18 protein-coding genes are annotated in these 15,439 nt (G+C 38.7%); 2 read left to right on the top strand and 16 right to left on the bottom strand.

The annotated features are described in order from the left end of the window. Positions 1 to 6: 6 nt before the first annotated feature. The 8 genes from AAU57_RS13870 to AAU57_RS13835 form a co-directional block, all read right to left on the bottom strand. Positions 7 to 399 (bottom strand): DUF2809 domain-containing protein, encoded by a 393-nt coding sequence (locus AAU57_RS13870; protein ID WP_055413484.1) that lies wholly within the window; start codon positions 397 to 399, stop codon positions 7 to 9. Then, positions 389 to 1,078: a DUF1361 domain-containing protein gene (locus tag AAU57_RS13865; protein ID WP_082438638.1), complete on the bottom strand. Its 690-nt coding sequence runs from the start codon at positions 1,076 to 1,078 to the stop codon at positions 389 to 391. The genes AAU57_RS13870 and AAU57_RS13865 overlap by 11 nt, the downstream gene beginning before the upstream one ends. After that, on the bottom strand, positions 1,075 to 1,374 hold the full coding sequence (locus tag AAU57_RS13860) for a hypothetical protein (RefSeq protein WP_055413482.1): 300 nt from the start codon (positions 1,372 to 1,374) through the stop codon (positions 1,075 to 1,077). Before AAU57_RS13860 ends, AAU57_RS13865 begins: the two co-directional genes overlap by 4 nt. After that, positions 1,364 to 2,749, bottom strand: coding sequence for a DUF4153 domain-containing protein (locus AAU57_RS13855; protein ID WP_055413481.1), 1,386 nt, complete (start codon positions 2,747 to 2,749; stop codon positions 1,364 to 1,366). The genes AAU57_RS13860 and AAU57_RS13855 overlap by 11 nt, the downstream gene beginning before the upstream one ends. Positions 2,750 to 2,870: 121 nt before the next feature. Further along, entirely contained in the window at positions 2,871 to 3,158 is a 288-nt protein-coding gene (locus AAU57_RS13850) for a winged helix-turn-helix domain-containing protein (RefSeq protein WP_055413480.1), read from the bottom strand. A gap of 38 nt (positions 3,159 to 3,196) precedes the next feature. Further along, positions 3,197 to 3,838 carry a hypothetical protein gene (locus AAU57_RS13845; protein ID WP_055413479.1) on the bottom strand — a complete coding sequence of 214 codons (642 nt, stop codon included), beginning with the start codon at positions 3,836 to 3,838 and terminating at the stop codon, positions 3,197 to 3,199. A 229-nt stretch (positions 3,839 to 4,067) separates the two neighbouring features. Continuing rightward, positions 4,068 to 4,544: a GIN domain-containing protein gene (locus tag AAU57_RS13840; RefSeq protein WP_156340213.1), complete on the bottom strand. Its 477-nt coding sequence runs from the start codon at positions 4,542 to 4,544 to the stop codon at positions 4,068 to 4,070. Between the two features lie 503 nt (positions 4,545 to 5,047). Further along, positions 5,048 to 5,737 carry a T9SS type A sorting domain-containing protein gene (locus AAU57_RS13835; RefSeq protein ID WP_055413477.1) on the bottom strand — a complete coding sequence of 230 codons (690 nt, stop codon included), beginning with the start codon at positions 5,735 to 5,737 and terminating at the stop codon, positions 5,048 to 5,050. Between the two features lie 340 nt (positions 5,738 to 6,077). On the opposite strand from AAU57_RS13835, the gene AAU57_RS13830 reads away from it, so the two are divergent. After that, a complete protein-coding gene (locus tag AAU57_RS13830) occupies positions 6,078 to 8,303 on the top strand; it encodes a response regulator (protein ID WP_156340210.1) in 2,226 nt (741 codons plus the stop codon). Between the two features lie 339 nt (positions 8,304 to 8,642). Here the strand turns inward: AAU57_RS13830 and AAU57_RS13825 are convergent, their stop codons facing one another. The 7 genes from AAU57_RS13825 to AAU57_RS13795 all read right to left on the bottom strand — a co-directional run bounded on the left by AAU57_RS13825 (position 8,643) and on the right by AAU57_RS13795 (position 14,024). Next, a complete protein-coding gene (locus AAU57_RS13825) occupies positions 8,643 to 9,311 on the bottom strand; it encodes a hypothetical protein (protein ID WP_156340207.1) in 669 nt (222 codons plus the stop codon). Positions 9,312 to 9,591: 280 nt separating this feature from the next. Then, a complete protein-coding gene (gene kdsA / locus AAU57_RS13820) occupies positions 9,592 to 10,413 on the bottom strand; it encodes a 3-deoxy-8-phosphooctulonate synthase (protein WP_055413474.1) in 822 nt (273 codons plus the stop codon). A 42-nt stretch (positions 10,414 to 10,455) separates the two neighbouring features. Further along, positions 10,456 to 10,773 carry a rhodanese-like domain-containing protein gene (locus tag AAU57_RS13815; RefSeq protein ID WP_055413473.1) on the bottom strand — a complete coding sequence of 106 codons (318 nt, stop codon included), beginning with the start codon at positions 10,771 to 10,773 and terminating at the stop codon, positions 10,456 to 10,458. Then, positions 10,770 to 12,170, bottom strand: a complete 1,401-nt coding sequence (locus AAU57_RS13810) for an MBL fold metallo-hydrolase (protein WP_055413472.1) — start codon at positions 12,168 to 12,170, stop codon at positions 10,770 to 10,772. Before AAU57_RS13810 ends, AAU57_RS13815 begins: the two co-directional genes overlap by 4 nt. A 69-nt stretch (positions 12,171 to 12,239) precedes the next feature. Continuing rightward, on the bottom strand, positions 12,240 to 12,956 hold the full coding sequence (locus AAU57_RS13805; protein ID WP_055413471.1) for a thioredoxin family protein: 717 nt from the start codon (positions 12,954 to 12,956) through the stop codon (positions 12,240 to 12,242). Beyond that, the gene (locus tag AAU57_RS13800) at positions 12,953 to 13,420 is read right to left on the bottom strand and encodes a TlpA disulfide reductase family protein (RefSeq protein ID WP_156340204.1); all 468 of its coding nucleotides are present in this window, start codon (positions 13,418 to 13,420) and stop codon (positions 12,953 to 12,955) included. Before AAU57_RS13800 ends, AAU57_RS13805 begins: the two co-directional genes overlap by 4 nt. 112 nt (positions 13,421 to 13,532) lie before the next feature. Further along, positions 13,533 to 14,024, bottom strand: a complete 492-nt coding sequence (locus AAU57_RS13795) for a YkgJ family cysteine cluster protein (RefSeq protein WP_055413469.1) — start codon at positions 14,022 to 14,024, stop codon at positions 13,533 to 13,535. A gap of 98 nt (positions 14,025 to 14,122) precedes the next feature. Here AAU57_RS13795 and AAU57_RS13790 point away from each other — a divergent pair, with 98 nt between their 5' ends. Beyond that, positions 14,123 to 14,896 carry a hypothetical protein gene (locus AAU57_RS13790; RefSeq protein ID WP_156340201.1) on the top strand — a complete coding sequence of 258 codons (774 nt, stop codon included), beginning with the start codon at positions 14,123 to 14,125 and terminating at the stop codon, positions 14,894 to 14,896. Between the two features lie 4 nt (positions 14,897 to 14,900). Here the strand turns inward: AAU57_RS13790 and AAU57_RS13785 are convergent, their stop codons facing one another. Continuing rightward, complete coding sequence (locus AAU57_RS13785) at positions 14,901 to 15,380, bottom strand: hypothetical protein (protein ID WP_055413467.1); 480 nt, start codon at positions 15,378 to 15,380, stop codon at positions 14,901 to 14,903. Positions 15,381 to 15,439: the final 59 nt, after the last annotated feature.

Below are 15,439 nucleotides of genomic sequence, written 5' to 3'. Positions count from 1 at the left end.
TTTCTTTCAGTGTTTGAAAGCATTTTTACAAGAAATGTTTTTTTCAAGAAAGTAAACTGACAATGCACCTAGTGAGTACATCAAAAGATCCATCCATGAAAAGGAAGTCCCTATCATGATGCGGGCTATTTTGTTACCCATTAAATCCAACTTATCGACAATTTGAATGTATTGTAGAAATTCAACGGCATAGCTAATGAGCAGGGCAAGTGTGATCCCGTTACGAACGCTTAACCTGCTCACCGACATAAGTAAACCGTACATTACCATGCTGGCAAACAGATCGCCTAGATAAGGTCTTATAAAATCATCATTGATATAAAGCGCAATGATGATCTCAATTGCAAGTAAGAGTAAAGTAGCGACGATGTAGGTTCGTCTTGATTTTCTAATTAACATATCGTTCCATCGTTTTGTAAAAGACGTGACCCAAAAACAACAACATGTACATTGCCGTGATCTGAAACCATTCAAAATAATAATGCATTGGGTTTGTAAAAAGATCCATAGAATCTTTAACCAAGTCTTTAGTGTGATGCAAGAGATCCCATGAATTATATCTCAGGTTTCTACCTAAGTGAACACCTATCGAGCATAAAAGGAAGATAAGGTGAACTGTTGTTGACTTCTGGATTTTACTCCATCCAGTAAATACTACAGACATCAAATCCATCCAGTGTTTAATGCTCAAGTACAAGTAATACAATCCAGTTATGGCATAAGCAGTAAGCAAAATAAAGTCCAGCCACCAATAGGTCGCACCTATTTCAAGGTGAATGAAATCTGTAATCATGTAGGGTGCATTGGGCAGAAACAAGAGCCATAAGACCGAGTAGACCGAAAAAATCAGCCGTCTTAAAGTTTCGGGAAGTAGTTCCAAATATGAATATCGACGTTTCAAAATCCACATCATTCCATATGGCAGTAAAGCAAGAAATAAATTCCACCCCATGAATAAAAAGTAATGCTCATGAGTAATCTTGATGCGCAACGCTAGAATCAATAAACATATGGCTGTTAAAGCGGTAGTATTGACAGCTTCTCGGTGCAACTGATTGTTTATGGATACTCTAGTCATATGAATCTAATGCTTATATACCCTATTGTTATAGGAATATTGATGAGGATACAGTACAGCGTGAAAAAGTTTTCTTTGTAGGTTTTAGTCAAAAGGAGTCGTACGCTTATACAGATTAAAAATATCCCATTGCCTAAAATGGCTAGGAAAAAAAATAGTACTCCAAAACCTAAAAGATAATCTTCTGGAATTAAAAAGGATAGAATAAATAGTAGACCACCTATGACAAAACAACCCAAAGCAAAGAAAACAGCAATCTTGTTCAAGATCATAAACTGAGAAATTCTATTTTTCATAGGTAGACGCTTTGTAAAAAGTATAGTTGAATTCCTGCCAGTTGCGGTCCTGAAGATGTGATGGATCAATTTTCTTTGAATAACGCATCTTATCATGCGACGTCACCTCTTCATAATGGTTGGTTTGTTTTAAAACAAATGCATTCTGTGGGAAATGTTGATAAAGTTGGTAGGTGTTGTCAAAATCATGTTTGATGTTATATCTGGAAATTACCGCAGACCAATTGATCCAGCCCAGTACGGCAAGTACTGCTATACTCCAGCTCAGGTTCTTACGCATTAGAAATGCAAAGTTAAATGCACCTTGAACCTTTATAAAGACAGTAATGATCCCAATGAGGCACAGCACCAGATATATAAGAACACCTATACGTTTTTCAGTTAGGCCATACGAGGTGATATATTCCCATGTTTTCATGGCAATGGTGACCAACAAAAAACTGTTCAACACCATCCAGCCATAGGCGAGAAGTTTGATGGTTTGATTGGATTTTAACCAATTGATAGATCCTCTAAAAACAAAGGCGATCAAACAAATGGCTACTACCACGCTGGCTATGGACGAGTAAACGCCTTGGTGGACCGATTTGGAAAGATCTGCAGCGGTAAAATCAGATAAATGGGTCAGAAACATGAATTCAGAGATTAATACCAATACCAGCAATACATTCAGTGCGATTAGAGATAAGGTGCCTATTCTCAATTCTGTTTTTACACTTGATGGATCAATGGTGGTGGCTGGTGTCAATAGGTTGCCTTGGCGGGCATCTGCTTGTTTTAGCTCCTCGATAGTATTGGGCTGGATGATGTTGAGCATTAAAAAGGTAGCCACACTAGCGGTAAAGAACCAGAGAAAATCAATGTATTCAAACTCGGCGAGGATGGTATTGAGCCATTTATCAAAAACCGGATTTACATTACTGTAAAAGGAAACAAAAACAACGACCAGTACCAACGGTATACCTATACCTAGAATCCATTCACCATATTTTATTTTCTGTATTGATTTTTCTTGGGAATCAGCTGACGGGTATAAAAACCCGTGGAAGATTCCCAAAATGGAATTGTAAACCCCATTGATCAGACTTATGTAGATGCTGGCTCTAGGATAGGCAAGGTATCCCAAGAATAGAAAGATACAAGCAAAGTAACTCCACTTCGCTGGTGTGGAGCCATGATAGGCAATGGCAACGGCGCTCAAAACCACGCCAATCATGCTTGCAGTCAGCGGCCAGGTCCAAGCCACCTTTTTGTTGCTCACCAGCAAGGCGATGATTAAAAAGACCGAAAATATCAAGACGTTGATTCCCAGAAGTTGATCGTGGAAAAGTAGTGCAAACAGCAAACCGCCGGCGATGGATAATATATTTTTCATGAATGTTTGTTTAAAGGTGTTTTGTTTTTAATGAAGTAGAATAATTGATGTAGATAAATCTTGGAATAATATAAAGTACTTTGAAATACAAAGTAAAAGAATAAAAAAATTTCCTTTCCTGTCATTTTAGTAATTTTTCAAGTGCGGTAAGGTGTTGTTTGAATGCTGCACGACCTAAATCGGTAATACTATATCTTGTGTTGGGTTTGCGGTCGATAAATGATTTTTTAACTGAAATATAGTCTTCTTTTTCAAGCGCCTTGCAGTGACTGGCAAGGTTGCCATCCGTGACTTCCAGAAGATCCCGCAACTCTTTAAAATCGGCATCATCGTTGACCATAAGCACAGACATGATTCCTAGTCGTATGCGGTTTTCAAAGGCCTTGTTAAGATTTGTGATGATGCTCATGCTTTGTTAATCTGTTGATGATGTTGGAGTAATAAAACCTAATATTTCCTATCAAACTTAAGATACATAATCGTTCCGTAAATGATATGGCAAACCCCAAAACCAAGCGCCCAGAAATACAATCCGTAACCTATAAATTGAGTGTTTACCAAACCTATAGCGATACAGGTTAAACCTAAATATCGCACGGTTCCAAAGGTGTATTTTGAGGCGTTAAAACAAGCCAAACCATAAAAGATCAACATCGCTGGCGCGACAAGACCCACCAGTCCATATTGCCACAAGACTAAGGTAAATATAGCACCCGTTAATGCTGGAACCGCAAAACTGCCCAGTAGTCTAAAGGATTGTTTATTCCAGACTTTTTGATTTGATTTTTTTGCCTTGCGATAGGTAAGAATGTACGCCGTCACTAACGCAAGCGCCAGAATTACTCCACATAAAAGCAGTAGCTGTAGCGCTGTATTTTCTTGAAAAGATAATTCCAAGAACAAACTCATGCTGTCTTGATACCCGTTATTGTAGGCCTCAGTAACGATGGACTGCGCTATGTAAGCGCCCACTAGTGCATAGATCCCAGCCAGGACGCCGCTCAAACCAGACAGCGATAACACTCGGGTGGATTTATCCATGATCTGGCGTATTTCTTTCAGATCATCTGCATATTTATTTTTCTGCATATTAAAGTACTTTGAGTTACAAAGTAATATTAAAAGATAGAATCCTGCAATAGAAAAGGAGATAATTTCGCTTTCGCGAAAGCGAAATATTCATATCTATAAGTCGATCGATCTCTAAATATCAGCTGATCTTATTTTTATAACGTACTGGATTATTGTGGAAAACTGGAATGTCCAGTCACAAAAAATGCCTTGTGAACAAGGCATTTGATAGTGGAGAAAATCGCATCTATCTTGATGAAACTACCATTCCATCTTTAATGACAGTTTTTGAAGTCGCACCGGTAGCGGTTACGTTACTATTGCCATTTTGGTTAATGGATAGATCGTTTATTCTCGTATTTCCTAGATCTAGACTAGCACTTTCATTAGTCATTACTGTAAGTCTGTCCAGTGCGTTAAAACCATTCACAGTAACATTTGCCGCGCCAGATATTTGTATGGCATTCAAGTCTCTAGTGTAGATTCTGATTTTTGTGGCAGAATTACCACCATTAACCTGCAATCTATTTGAAGTTGAAGAGATCATTGATTTCATATCTTCCATATTACCATTGAACTGAATCTTAGAAGTTGGCGCGTACCTTATCTCTATCATCGCGTCACTATCAATTTTAATGGAAGAGAATCCATTTATCTCCATGGAGACTTGAGCTGTGGAGATGCCTGCAATAGCCAGCATGAACCCTAAAAGTAGATTTTTCATAAGTAGCAGATTTAAGGATTGTTATCTAGCAGTAATTTACTATTTATTTCTGAATATATTTATTAATACAGCAACTATTTGTGATCATAATTACCGTATCGATAGTTTTAATCGTGATAAATTGTGATATTATGACTTGAGTAATTTGGAAAACTTAGGCTTCAATGGTGTGGAGAGTGCTGAAGGATTCAACTCTTTCGTGAGTTTTATTCTTACATAGGAATAAGGATGACCAATAAACATTTTGGCTTAACATTCCAAAATCATTTTTAATGGTCTTCTCTAATAATAAATGGTAACCATCTATTGATTTTCCAAGTGATTTTCTCTTTCAAGAAGGTGTAAAATGATCGTATTGGCCTGTAGATTAATGTATTCGCTTTCGCGAAAGCGATATATTCACTTAGATACGTGGCATAAAAATATGCCGACACTCAGATTAGATTCTGGAAGTTTAAGGAAGTAAAATCACCAATCAGTTTATCCAGTGGTATAGACTGTAGTTAGTTTTTGATGATTTTTTTATAGATGGAACCACCAGTTTGTTGGTCCATTATTTGGAGTACGTAGGTACCTGTACTTAAAGACGAAAGATCTATGTTATTGCTAGACGTCTTAAGGATGGAACTGCCTAGCATATTAAAGACCTGGACATTTATCGCTTTATCGTAAGCTATGGTAACGGTAGATGTCGTGGGATTTGGGAATACTTGAATGTCTGCTTCTCTAATTTCAGATGAACTTAAAGACTGTTTGCTGGTTGCTGTTATAGCGGTTATGTGTGTTGGGTTTGAAAAATTAAACGTCATCTTCTTTACCTGCTCGTTCAAATTACTGTCCAATAGGATCCATTCTTCATTAAGGTCCTTGATCATCAATCCTAGATCTGCTTCTTCAATCTCATTCAAATCCTGGTTGTCATAGTAGAAATGAACCATTCCACTGTAGCTTTCTACCGGGTTAGTCCACATGATTACTTTTTTGATACTCTGTGGACTCGAAATGGGAGTTTCAAACGAGGTCACCTCGTTGGGTCCTTGTAGATCATAGTTGGTAGAAGGCTGTAATTCTGCACCATTTATATAAAGTGATCCACCATCATTGATAGACAAGCTGCTGCCAGAGGTCAATGTCAGATCTTGTGCGGTCGCAATAGTTGCAGAGAATAGGAACAGAAAAGTAATTTTCAACATAAAGGGATCTTATAAGATGATGGTGATCAATGGTTTCCATCACCTACAATAATAAGGTTAATTAAGATGCTTTGGGCATAAATTCGATTAACGGTATCTTTTTGATGAAATTAAAAGATCTTTTGAATCTCGAAAGGTGCATTCATCGAATTCTTATACAATGCATATTCAAGAATCTTTTTCATTTTCTGTTCAGATATCATATAATCGTTAAATCAGAAATGCCTTAAGGACAATAAGTCTATGAAAGCTTTATTTCAACTTATGGGTTCTCAAACCATAGGAAAGTTGTATTTTCATTTTTTAAATTTATACCAACTAATATAGAATCACAGCGCTTTTGAACACAACGAGCATAATTTTTAAAAGATGTTTTTTTACCATCGTTTTGTTTGTCGCTACGCTCATTTGCCACGCTCAAACGGAAGTTTCGGACGATAAACAAGAACAGGTTCAAAGGGAAGAGCTATATAAATTACGTGACGAAATAAGGAGAGCCTATGAAAGTCAGGATTACGCGACTACTATTGAATTAGGTAAAAAGGGAAGAGAGCTTAGTGACGATAAAAGATTATATCAGTACTATACGTTGATATCTAGCAATCTCGCTAATGCTTTGATCAAAATAGAAGATACTACAACGGCTATAAGCATTTTTGAAGAATCCCTTGAGAAAGCTAAAATTTATCAAACGGTCGATGCCCCAGAGAAGGAGAGGCTAGAGATTCTAATCTCTGCCAACATCGATCTGGGTAACGTACTCGCTTTGACAGGTAAGTTTGAACAAGCTATTGAAAAATATAAAGAAGTTCTTGAGCTTACTGACGATTCTGATTCAGTAGGATTATTCATTATCAACTATAATATTGCAGAATGCTATTTGGAATTAGGTGATCCCGATGCTGCCTTTCCTTACTTGATAGAATCTAACCGACTGGTCGATACACTTGATATAGACGTTTATTCTGCGACAGCCGGACTCTTATCAGGTAAGTATTACTACCGACAAGGTGATTATTTACGTGCACTGGAAGAGCTCGATAGAAGTGTTGACCTGGCAAAATCTGTCGATTATGTTGAGGTGATAATAGAATCTTATGAGTACACGATAAACTCTCATAAGGCGCTGGGAAATTTTGAGGAAGCTTTAAAGGTTTCTGAAAAATTGGATGAAATTCAAAATAGAAAATTCGAAACCGACCGTATTGAAGCCGTTCAAAATGCCAGAGCTAGTTTTGAAGTTGACGAGATGAAGAGAACGATGGAGGCAGAGATCAGGTCGAGTAGACTTGAAGCAACTATTCTATGGTCGTCGATCGCTTTATTTATAGCAATAATTTTAGTCGTTATCCTATTTATAGGTTTTTACAGGATTAAAAAATTGAATAAAGATCTGATAGAGAAAAATGCAGTGTATTTAAAGGAAAAAGACAAAAGTGAAAAATTACTGACGGCAAGAAACGCTTTGTTCTCCAGAATAAGTCATGAACTAAGAACGCCTATGTATGGTATCGTTGGAATTTCCAATATTTTGATGGAAGACAATGAAATACCTGAAACTCAAATGGAGAACGTGAGGTCTTTAAAATATAGTGCTGATTATCTATTGTCCTTAATAAATAATGTTCTGGAAATGAACAAATTAAATAGGTCTACGAACAACTCTTTAGTACAGGAGGTTTTTAATATTAGAGAGCTTTGCCACCATGCTGTGGAGTCTGCAAAATTTATCTCGCCTGATCACACGAATAATTTTCAAATCGAGATAGACCCCAAAGTTTCGGAAACTTATAAAGGAGATGCTGTCAAGCTCATGCAAGTCCTCATCAATTTATTGGGTAATTCAAACAAATTTACCAAGAAGGGCAAAGTGTTCTTGAGAATCGAGCATCGCAGTTCTAAGGACAAATCCGATGTTTTACATTTTTCAGTTAAGGATACTGGTAAAGGAATTGAAAAACATAAGCTGCAGGATATTTTTGACGAGGCTAAATTCATCAACCATAATGAGGAAAACGAAGGCACAGGATTAGGTCTGCCGATAACTAAAAAGATTCTCGAGTTACAGGATTCCAATCCAGAGATTACCAGTCAAGTTGGAGAAGGTACTACCGTTCATTTTAATTTGCAGTTGGAAAAAGCCCAGGTTTCTGATCATAGTCCAAGTCGCCCAAGAATAAATAAACAAGAAGACTTACGTGGCAAGTCTATTCTAATTGTTGAGGATAACAAGATCAATCAATTAGTGACTAGGAAGATTATCGAAAGCTACAAGGGTAAATATGAAATAGCGGAGTCTGGTCTGAAGGCTGTTGAAATGGCTAAAGAGAAAAGTTATGACCTCATCCTGATGGATATTAATATGCCTCCTGGAATCGATGGATTTGAAACTACGCGACGTATAAGGGCTTTCGACGAGAGTGTGCCAATAGTGGCTCTTACAGCTGTCGAGCAAATAGAAATTGAAACCCGAATGGCCGATTCCTCGATGGATGATTATCTGATCAAGCCGTTTAAAGCAGAGGACTTCCTAGATAAGATTATCAATAACCTTATCAAATCCTAGTATACGATTTAGTACTTCACCTTAGACATTACCTATAAGTTATGTAACGGTCGGTAGCTTCGTGGTAGATTTCTCCAGTCAGTCATAGAACGATTCTGAACTACTCTTCTTTGCGCGGATAATATTAATGCTGGGGCCTTGTGTAGTCTATTAAGGTTATTTCTAGAAGCCTATTCTAACTTGCCTAAGGTACCTTAACAGGATTAAGAGCCTCTTTGGAAATGGACTGTTGTTCCATGCTGAGTGCTGAGAATTAAAATAGCTCTTCAACAAGGTGTTGAAGAGCTATTTTTATAAACTACAAACGGTTTTAAGGCCAGTTTTTCAATCTAAATATTTCTAGAACTTAGATACAACAACCCATCTTTTGATTTGGGCGTCATACATAACTAGCAACATTTCATTTTTCTTGACAGTATAATCATTTGCACTAATACCTCCGTAGATCCTGTTTTCTTCAGATGAAGATTCGTTTTCCTTTAAAATTTTCACTGTTCCAGATGTCGGATAAATAAAAGCCATAGTTCCATCAGATGCAGCTTTAAATCCTGTGATGGTAACTTCTTCATTATTGGTGTCATTACTCAATCTAATAACTGGCTTTGAGCCTCTTCTATCTCCTGGTAAAATAACTATGCCCAAATCCATGTCATTAATTAAGGCATCAGAACCTGGCTCATATAATTCTTCCAATGTTTGACCGTTAGGCAGTTCACTAGGAGTAGGATCCGTTGCAGGAAGTTGAACCCTAAGCTTGTTGCCTTCCAACACAATATTTTCATCAATTTCAATTGGGATAACGTTACCGTTAGCATCCACACCCATGATGTAAACGACATCTCCAGTTGCCTGGAAACTTTCGTTAGTCTTATCCAAGCTCCTTACCCTTAGGGTACCATTGACGTCAAGGTTTGCGGTAGGAGCATTTGTATTAACCCCAATTTGCGCCTGTGCAAAAAAACCTGTAGATAGGGTTACGGCCATTATTAGAGTAAAGATATTTTTCATTTGGGTAAATTTAGTAACTACAAAAGTAAATTTGTTACTTACAAATCACTTTGAAAACTTAATTAATCGACGTAGGACTATGAAAAATAACTTTAATCGATACAATTACTCGTTAAAATGAAGCTTGCTTAAAATTTTTTTGATTTTGTGAAGAAAATATGGTCGTGAATGAAGCGCAAATAGCTCTCTTTTAGGTATTCAAAACCTAATTAAACGACGATTTAGTAACAATTTGCATTGAGAATCTTTTCAAAATATAAGCTCTGAAAGCTAGTTGAGCTTAGTTAAATGAGTTGATGGTTTTTCTAATGCTTACTAACCTAGTCAGCAAACCCTCCAAATATTTTAAGTCAAGCATGTTCGCTCCATCGCTTTTAGCATTAGCGGGATCAAAGTGCGTCTCAATAAATAGACCGTCCACCTGGTTCACTATTCCTGCACGCGCAATCGTCTCAATCATATCTGGACGGCCGCCGGTAACACCACTAGATTGATTGGGCTGCTGCAAGCTATGTGTGACATCTAGAACCGTTGGTGCGTACTGACGCATGGTAGGAATACCTCTAAAATCAACAATCATATCTTGATAACCGAACATAGTACCACGATCTGTAATCATCACTTGTTCGTTTCCAGAATCAGTAACTTTCATTGCAGCGTGTTTCATGCTCTCAGGAGACATAAATTGTCCCTTCTTAAGGTTCACTACTTTACCCGTTTCTGCAGCGGCGACCACAAGGTCTGTTTGGCGTACTAGAAACGCAGGGATTTGCAGTACATCTACATATTCTGCAGCCATGGCGGCATCACTTACTTCATGAATATCAGTGACGGTTGGAACATTAAAAGTCTCGCTCACTTTACGCAAGATTTTTAAGGCTTTTTCATCACCTATTCCCGTGAAACTATCGATTCTACTGCGGTTAGCTTTCTTGAAACTCCCTTTGAAAACGTAAGGTATCTCAAGCTTCGCCGTGATTTCCACCACTTTCTCTGCAATTCGCAACGCCATTTCCTCACTTTCAATGGCACAAGGTCCAGAGAGTAGAAAAAAGTTGTTAGCGTCTAGATGTTGAAGCTGTGGTATTTTAGATAGATTCATATAACAAGATGGAATAGAAATTAATAATGGGAAACGGTGTGTTTATTCAGGAATAACGGTATCACCATCCCAATTGCTATAACCACCAGTTAAATTGTAGAGGTTATCAAGTCCTGCCTGCTTCATGATCTGGCAAGCCTGTACACTACGACTACCTGCTCTACAGTAAACGTAATAATTTTTGGAGGCGTCCATCTCCTGGATTCCGTTCATAAATTCTTGTGGCTGGTACAGGTCCAGTTGTTGAGCTCCAGGAATGATTCCTTCTGCTACCTCTTCATTGGTACGAACGTCTAAGATGACTTTGTTATCATCTTTTTCAGTCAACTCTTTCCACTCTTGATTGCTTAGATTTTTCATAATGCTTGGGTTTCTACGGGTGCACCCGCAATGTTTTTGATGGCTCCATAACCACCTTCTACGTTAATCATGTTTTTAAGTCCTTGAGACTGCGCTATACTCGCATAAATTACAGATCTATATCCACCAGCACAGTGAACATGGTAAGTGGTATCTGCTTTCAGTTTTTTGATATTCTCGTGCGCCTCGTCTAAGGTATACAAAGGGACATTATTCAAGTGGGATTTTTGATATTCCACAGGTTTTCTTACATCAAGAACATGTTGTACCTGACCTTGCTCCAATTCTCTTACAAAGTCAGCAGCCGTGATGTTTTCAATAGTCTCCACTTCAAAACCAGCTTCTCGCCAGGCCTCAAAACCTCCTTGCAAAAATCCGTTTACGTTATCATAGCCTACTCTGGCCAGTCTGGTAACCGCTTCTTCTTCACGTCCATCTGGCGCTACTAGAACTATTTTTTGATCAATATCCTGAATCAATGAACCTACCCATGGTGCAAACTGTCCATCAAGTCCTATAAACCACGATCCTTCAATGTGACCTGCGGTAAATTCTTGCGGGCTTCTAACATCCAGGACTAAATAAGCCTCATCTTCTGCAAGGCTTTTAAAAGCTTTGGGCTTGATGGCCGTTAAACCACGTCTCAGCACCTCGTCGATGCTAGAGTTCACACCACGATTCATCTGGACATTCATAGGGAAATAGGCTGGTGGTGGCGCAATACCTTGGGTGACCTCTTTAACAAAGTCTTCTTTACTCAAATCTGCTGCAAGGGCATAGTTGGTAGCTTTTTGATTGCCTAGGGAATCGCTGGTCTCGCTGCTCATATTTTTTCCACAAGCACTGCCAGCACCATGAGCTGGATATACAATGACATGATCTGGCAGCGGCATGATGACATTGCGCAGTGAATCATATAATAATCCTGCCAGGTCTTCCTTGGTCAAATCAGATTTTACGGCAAGATCTGGTCTTCCCACATCACCTATGAATAAGGTGTCTCCGGTAAAAAGCGCTTTGGCTTTGCCTGTATTATCTTTCAATAAATAGCAGGAAGATTCCATGGTGTGACCAGGCGTATGTAGCAAGGTAACACTGACGTTTCCAATGGAGAAAGATTGATGGTGTCTCGCTTTCGCGAAAGCGTAACTCGTCTCAGCATTGGGACCTATAACAATCGTGGCACCTGTTTTTTGAGCAAGATCTACATGACCGCTCACAAAATCTGCATGAAAATGGGTGAGAAAAATATATTTAATGGTGGCATTATCCTCGCTCGCGCGATCAATGTATTGCTGTACTTCCCTTAAAGGATCAATTACCGCAGCCTCGTTTCCCGAAGAAATATAGTAGGTTCCCTGCGCCAGACATTTTGTATAATATTGCTCTAAAACCATGTCAACTGTTTATGCAAAAATACGCATAATCTTGTGGGTTGAGAGGAAATGGAGAAGAAGCCTGAGCGTCTACTTTTTGATGGAACAACCTATCGCCACGGTAGTTTTAGGCTCAACCTCTGTGTTGTTGAGCAATGCATCCAGGGCATCTCTTAAAAAGTGATTCTTGACCGCGCTGGCGTCTTTATGATTATCATCGATGGCACCTATATAACGTACCATATTTTTATCACCTTCTTTTTTCAACAGGAATACATGAGGTGTTTTAGTCGCACCATATTGCGGATAGATGTCTTGATTTTCATCAAATAAATAAGGGAATGTAAAGCCCTTTTGTTTAGCTCGTTTCTTCATGTTCTCAAAGCTATCATCAGGATACAACTCTGGATTATTGGGATTGATAGCGATCACTGGATAACCTTTCTTTTTATATTCTTTATCAATGGCAATAATCCTATCCTCATAGGCTTTGCTATAAGGACAATGATTACAGGTAAAAATGATGATATAACCTTGAGCTTTAGGATAATCACTTAATGACTTATAGGTACCATCGATATTTTTTAAATTAAAATCGGTTGCTACATCACCTATTTGGTAGCCTGCTAGGTCCTCTACTTGATCGATTTCATAATTGGGATCTTCATCGACAACTTCGGTATCGCTGTCCTTCTCGGGATTGTCGGCATATAGCTGATCTGATGACGTGTAATCCATCACACCAAAAAGGATCGCCACCGATAGGGCAATCAAGCAAACAACAGTTAATATTTTAAGCGTTTTCATAGAAATTTATTGACTTCTTCTTCCAACTCTGAGGCAGTGAAAGAAGTATTATAGAACATTTTTTTTGAGCCTTTTTGAATCAAGGTTGCTGGAATGGCACCATCCCAATGTTGATCTACCATAGGGATCCATTCGGCAGCATAGGGATCGTCCAACAATTTGACGGTTGCGGTAATGTTGTTTTCTTCTAGAAAGGGATTGACCAATTGCTCCACATTTTCAACATCATCAAGACTGATTAAAATCACCTCGACATTTTCATTGTCATCAATGGCAACAAAGGCTGGCAATTCTTCTACACAAGGCAGACACCAGGTTGCCCAAAAATTGATCACTTGAACTTTATCAGTTGCCGGTTGATCGATTAACTGAGTAAGATAGTCTCTTTGAACTACTTCAGTAGTGCTTGGCTCCTTAGTAGTACAGGAAACAGCTGCGATTGCCATCAATAATAAAAGGGTCATTTTTTTCACGTGCGGAAGATAATTCAACAGTGTAATTTGATATTGATATTTAACTAACCTTAGCTATATCGTGACAAATATTGTGGGAATTTAATAGGTAAAATATTACAAATCAGGATTTAATCAATTCTTTCATGCGCTCTACCACCTGAAAAGCTGCCGGGCAGATAAAAGTATTTGCAATGGTGAGCGATGCGATCTGGGTAAGCTTCCTGCGATCTGTATGTGGATACTCACTACAGGCTTTAGGACGAACTTCATAAATCCCACAATAATTATCAGCGCCTAAAAAGGGACAAGGAACCGTTTGTAACACATAATCTTGATCTTCATCAACGCGCAGATAGGTATCAATAAAGGCTGCCGGCTTCATTTTGAAGTGTTTTGCAATCCGGTTGATGTCATTTTGCGTAAATAAAGGTCCAGTGGTTTTGCAACAGTTGGCGCAAGTAAGACAATCTATTTCTTCAAAGGCTTCATCGTGAAGTTCTTGAGTAATGGAATCCAGATTCTTAGGCGCTTTGCGCTTCAATTTCTTGAAAAAGGCGACATTCTCTTTTTTGCGTTGTGCGGCTAATGATGGAAGATCTTCTGGTGAAATCATGCAGGGCTCAAGGCCATATCTTAAAGTTATGGCAATTTAAAAAGAAGCTTTTGGCTTTTAGGTGTGATCCACCTAATTTGTAACTATAAAAATTAAAAATGAAAAAATTAATAACGCTTTTGTTCGTCATCAGTCTAATGGGTTGCTCCAGCGATGATGGTAATAATGATGTGGATAATGGTAACAATGCAGGCAATGGAAATGCTAACCTACGAGCTACCGGCGCCAGTGCAGAAGAGCTGCTAAGATCTGCAGAATATGATCAACTTGAGATTGAGGTGATCTATATCAACGGCGCAAGGCCAGAAACGGAAACGCTAGTGAACCTAAGAACGTTTTTGCAAGAGCGACTTAATAAGCCTGATGGTATTACCATCATTGAGCGCAACATCACAGACAGCACCGGTGAGAACTACACGATAGAAGAAATCGACGATCTCGAACAAGCAAACAGAACCAGTTTTACCAGAGATAATACTATTGCCGTGAGCATCATTGTGGCAGATAAACCTAATGAAAGAGATGAAGGGAATTCTGTGGTTTTGGGAACCGCCTACCGCAACACATCGCTGGTCATCTATCAAAGTACCATCGAGCGTTTTAGCGGTGGTTTGAATCAGCCATCACGAGTGAATTTGGAAACTACGGTTTACAATCATGAGTTTACCCATCTTATGGGCTTAGTCAATCTAGGCACACCTTTACAAAGCCAGCATGAAGATGCCGATAACGAGAATCATTGCGATGTACAGGGTTGTTTGATGTTTTTTGAAATCAACGGTGGTAATGTTTTAAACATGATGAACATGAGCAGCATACCACAACTGGATGCACAGTGTCTGGCAGATCTGCGAGCTAATGGCGGCAGGTAAGCTTTTAAATTTCTTGAACGATTCTCAGGTAGGTGACAGGAGCAGTACAGTTAGCATCTGGTGGGCAATCAGGTTCAAGAGTTAATTCTTGACCTGATTCATTTAAAGTGTAGAAATAAACTGGATCTCCAGAATTGGTTCTTTGTAGATTTTCTCTTGTAGTAAAACTACCATCGGTACTTATCTCAAATACATCCAGATAAAGTTCTAGTTTGTTGCCATTGATGGCGACCCATCGACCTTCTTCATACTGCTGGAAACCCAGAAACTCCTGGGTGCTCAGGTCGATTCCCGTAACGCTGTAGATGTAGGTACCATCAGCCCTGAAATTGAAAAATTCCTTTCGTTCAATATCACTGTCGGTGGTGACATTTTCCCAGGTGCCCACAAGGTCTTGATTAAAAACAGAGTCTTCGTCGCACTGGAATGCTGTGGTCAATAGTATTAGACCCAATAGAATGGAGTATACACGAACAGCTTTCATAGATTGGTTTCACTATAGATGATCCATTCCTCAAAAGGTTGCGTCGGGCAACATGATAT

Origin of the sequence: Nonlabens sp. YIK11, from assembly GCF_001413925.1 — a bacterium.
Taxonomy (GTDB): domain Bacteria; phylum Bacteroidota; class Bacteroidia; order Flavobacteriales; family Flavobacteriaceae; genus Nonlabens.
The sequence above is the reverse complement of the archived record's forward strand: the minus strand, read 5'-3'. Positions and strand labels throughout refer to the sequence as shown.

Excerpts from the sequence above, each read along its gene's own strand:
- AAU57_RS13870 (WP_055413484.1), bottom strand. The coding sequence starts at position 399 with ATGTTAATTAGAAAATCAAGACGAACCTACATCGTCGCTACTTTACTC.
- AAU57_RS13865 (WP_082438638.1), bottom strand. The coding sequence starts at position 1,078 with ATGACTAGAGTATCCATAAACAATCAGTTGCACCGAGAAGCTGTCAAT.
- AAU57_RS13860 (WP_055413482.1), bottom strand. The coding sequence starts at position 1,374 with ATGAAAAATAGAATTTCTCAGTTTATGATCTTGAACAAGATTGCTGTT.
- AAU57_RS13855 (WP_055413481.1), bottom strand. The coding sequence starts at position 2,749 with ATGAAAAATATATTATCCATCGCCGGCGGTTTGCTGTTTGCACTACTT.
- AAU57_RS13850 (WP_055413480.1), bottom strand. The coding sequence starts at position 3,158 with ATGAGCATCATCACAAATCTTAACAAGGCCTTTGAAAACCGCATACGA.
- AAU57_RS13845 (WP_055413479.1), bottom strand. The coding sequence starts at position 3,838 with ATGCAGAAAAATAAATATGCAGATGATCTGAAAGAAATACGCCAGATC.
- AAU57_RS13840 (WP_156340213.1), bottom strand. The coding sequence starts at position 4,544 with ATGAAAAATCTACTTTTAGGGTTCATGCTGGCTATTGCAGGCATCTCC.
- AAU57_RS13835 (WP_055413477.1), bottom strand. The coding sequence starts at position 5,737 with ATGTTGAAAATTACTTTTCTGTTCCTATTCTCTGCAACTATTGCGACC.
- AAU57_RS13825 (WP_156340207.1), bottom strand. The coding sequence starts at position 9,311 with ATGAAAAATATCTTTACTCTAATAATGGCCGTAACCCTATCTACAGGT.
- kdsA (WP_055413474.1), bottom strand. The coding sequence starts at position 10,413 with ATGAATCTATCTAAAATACCACAGCTTCAACATCTAGACGCTAACAAC.
- AAU57_RS13815 (WP_055413473.1), bottom strand. The coding sequence starts at position 10,773 with ATGAAAAATCTAAGCAATCAAGAGTGGAAAGAGTTGACTGAAAAAGAT.
- AAU57_RS13810 (WP_055413472.1), bottom strand. The coding sequence starts at position 12,170 with ATGGTTTTAGAGCAATATTATACAAAATGTCTGGCGCAGGGAACCTAC.
- AAU57_RS13805 (WP_055413471.1), bottom strand. The coding sequence starts at position 12,956 with ATGAAAACGCTTAAAATATTAACTGTTGTTTGCTTGATTGCCCTATCG.
- AAU57_RS13800 (WP_156340204.1), bottom strand. The coding sequence starts at position 13,420 with ATGACCCTTTTATTATTGATGGCAATCGCAGCTGTTTCCTGTACTACT.
- AAU57_RS13795 (WP_055413469.1), bottom strand. The coding sequence starts at position 14,024 with ATGATTTCACCAGAAGATCTTCCATCATTAGCCGCACAACGCAAAAAA.
- AAU57_RS13790 (WP_156340201.1), top strand. The coding sequence starts at position 14,123 with ATGAAAAAATTAATAACGCTTTTGTTCGTCATCAGTCTAATGGGTTGC.
- AAU57_RS13785 (WP_055413467.1), bottom strand. The coding sequence starts at position 15,380 with ATGAAAGCTGTTCGTGTATACTCCATTCTATTGGGTCTAATACTATTG.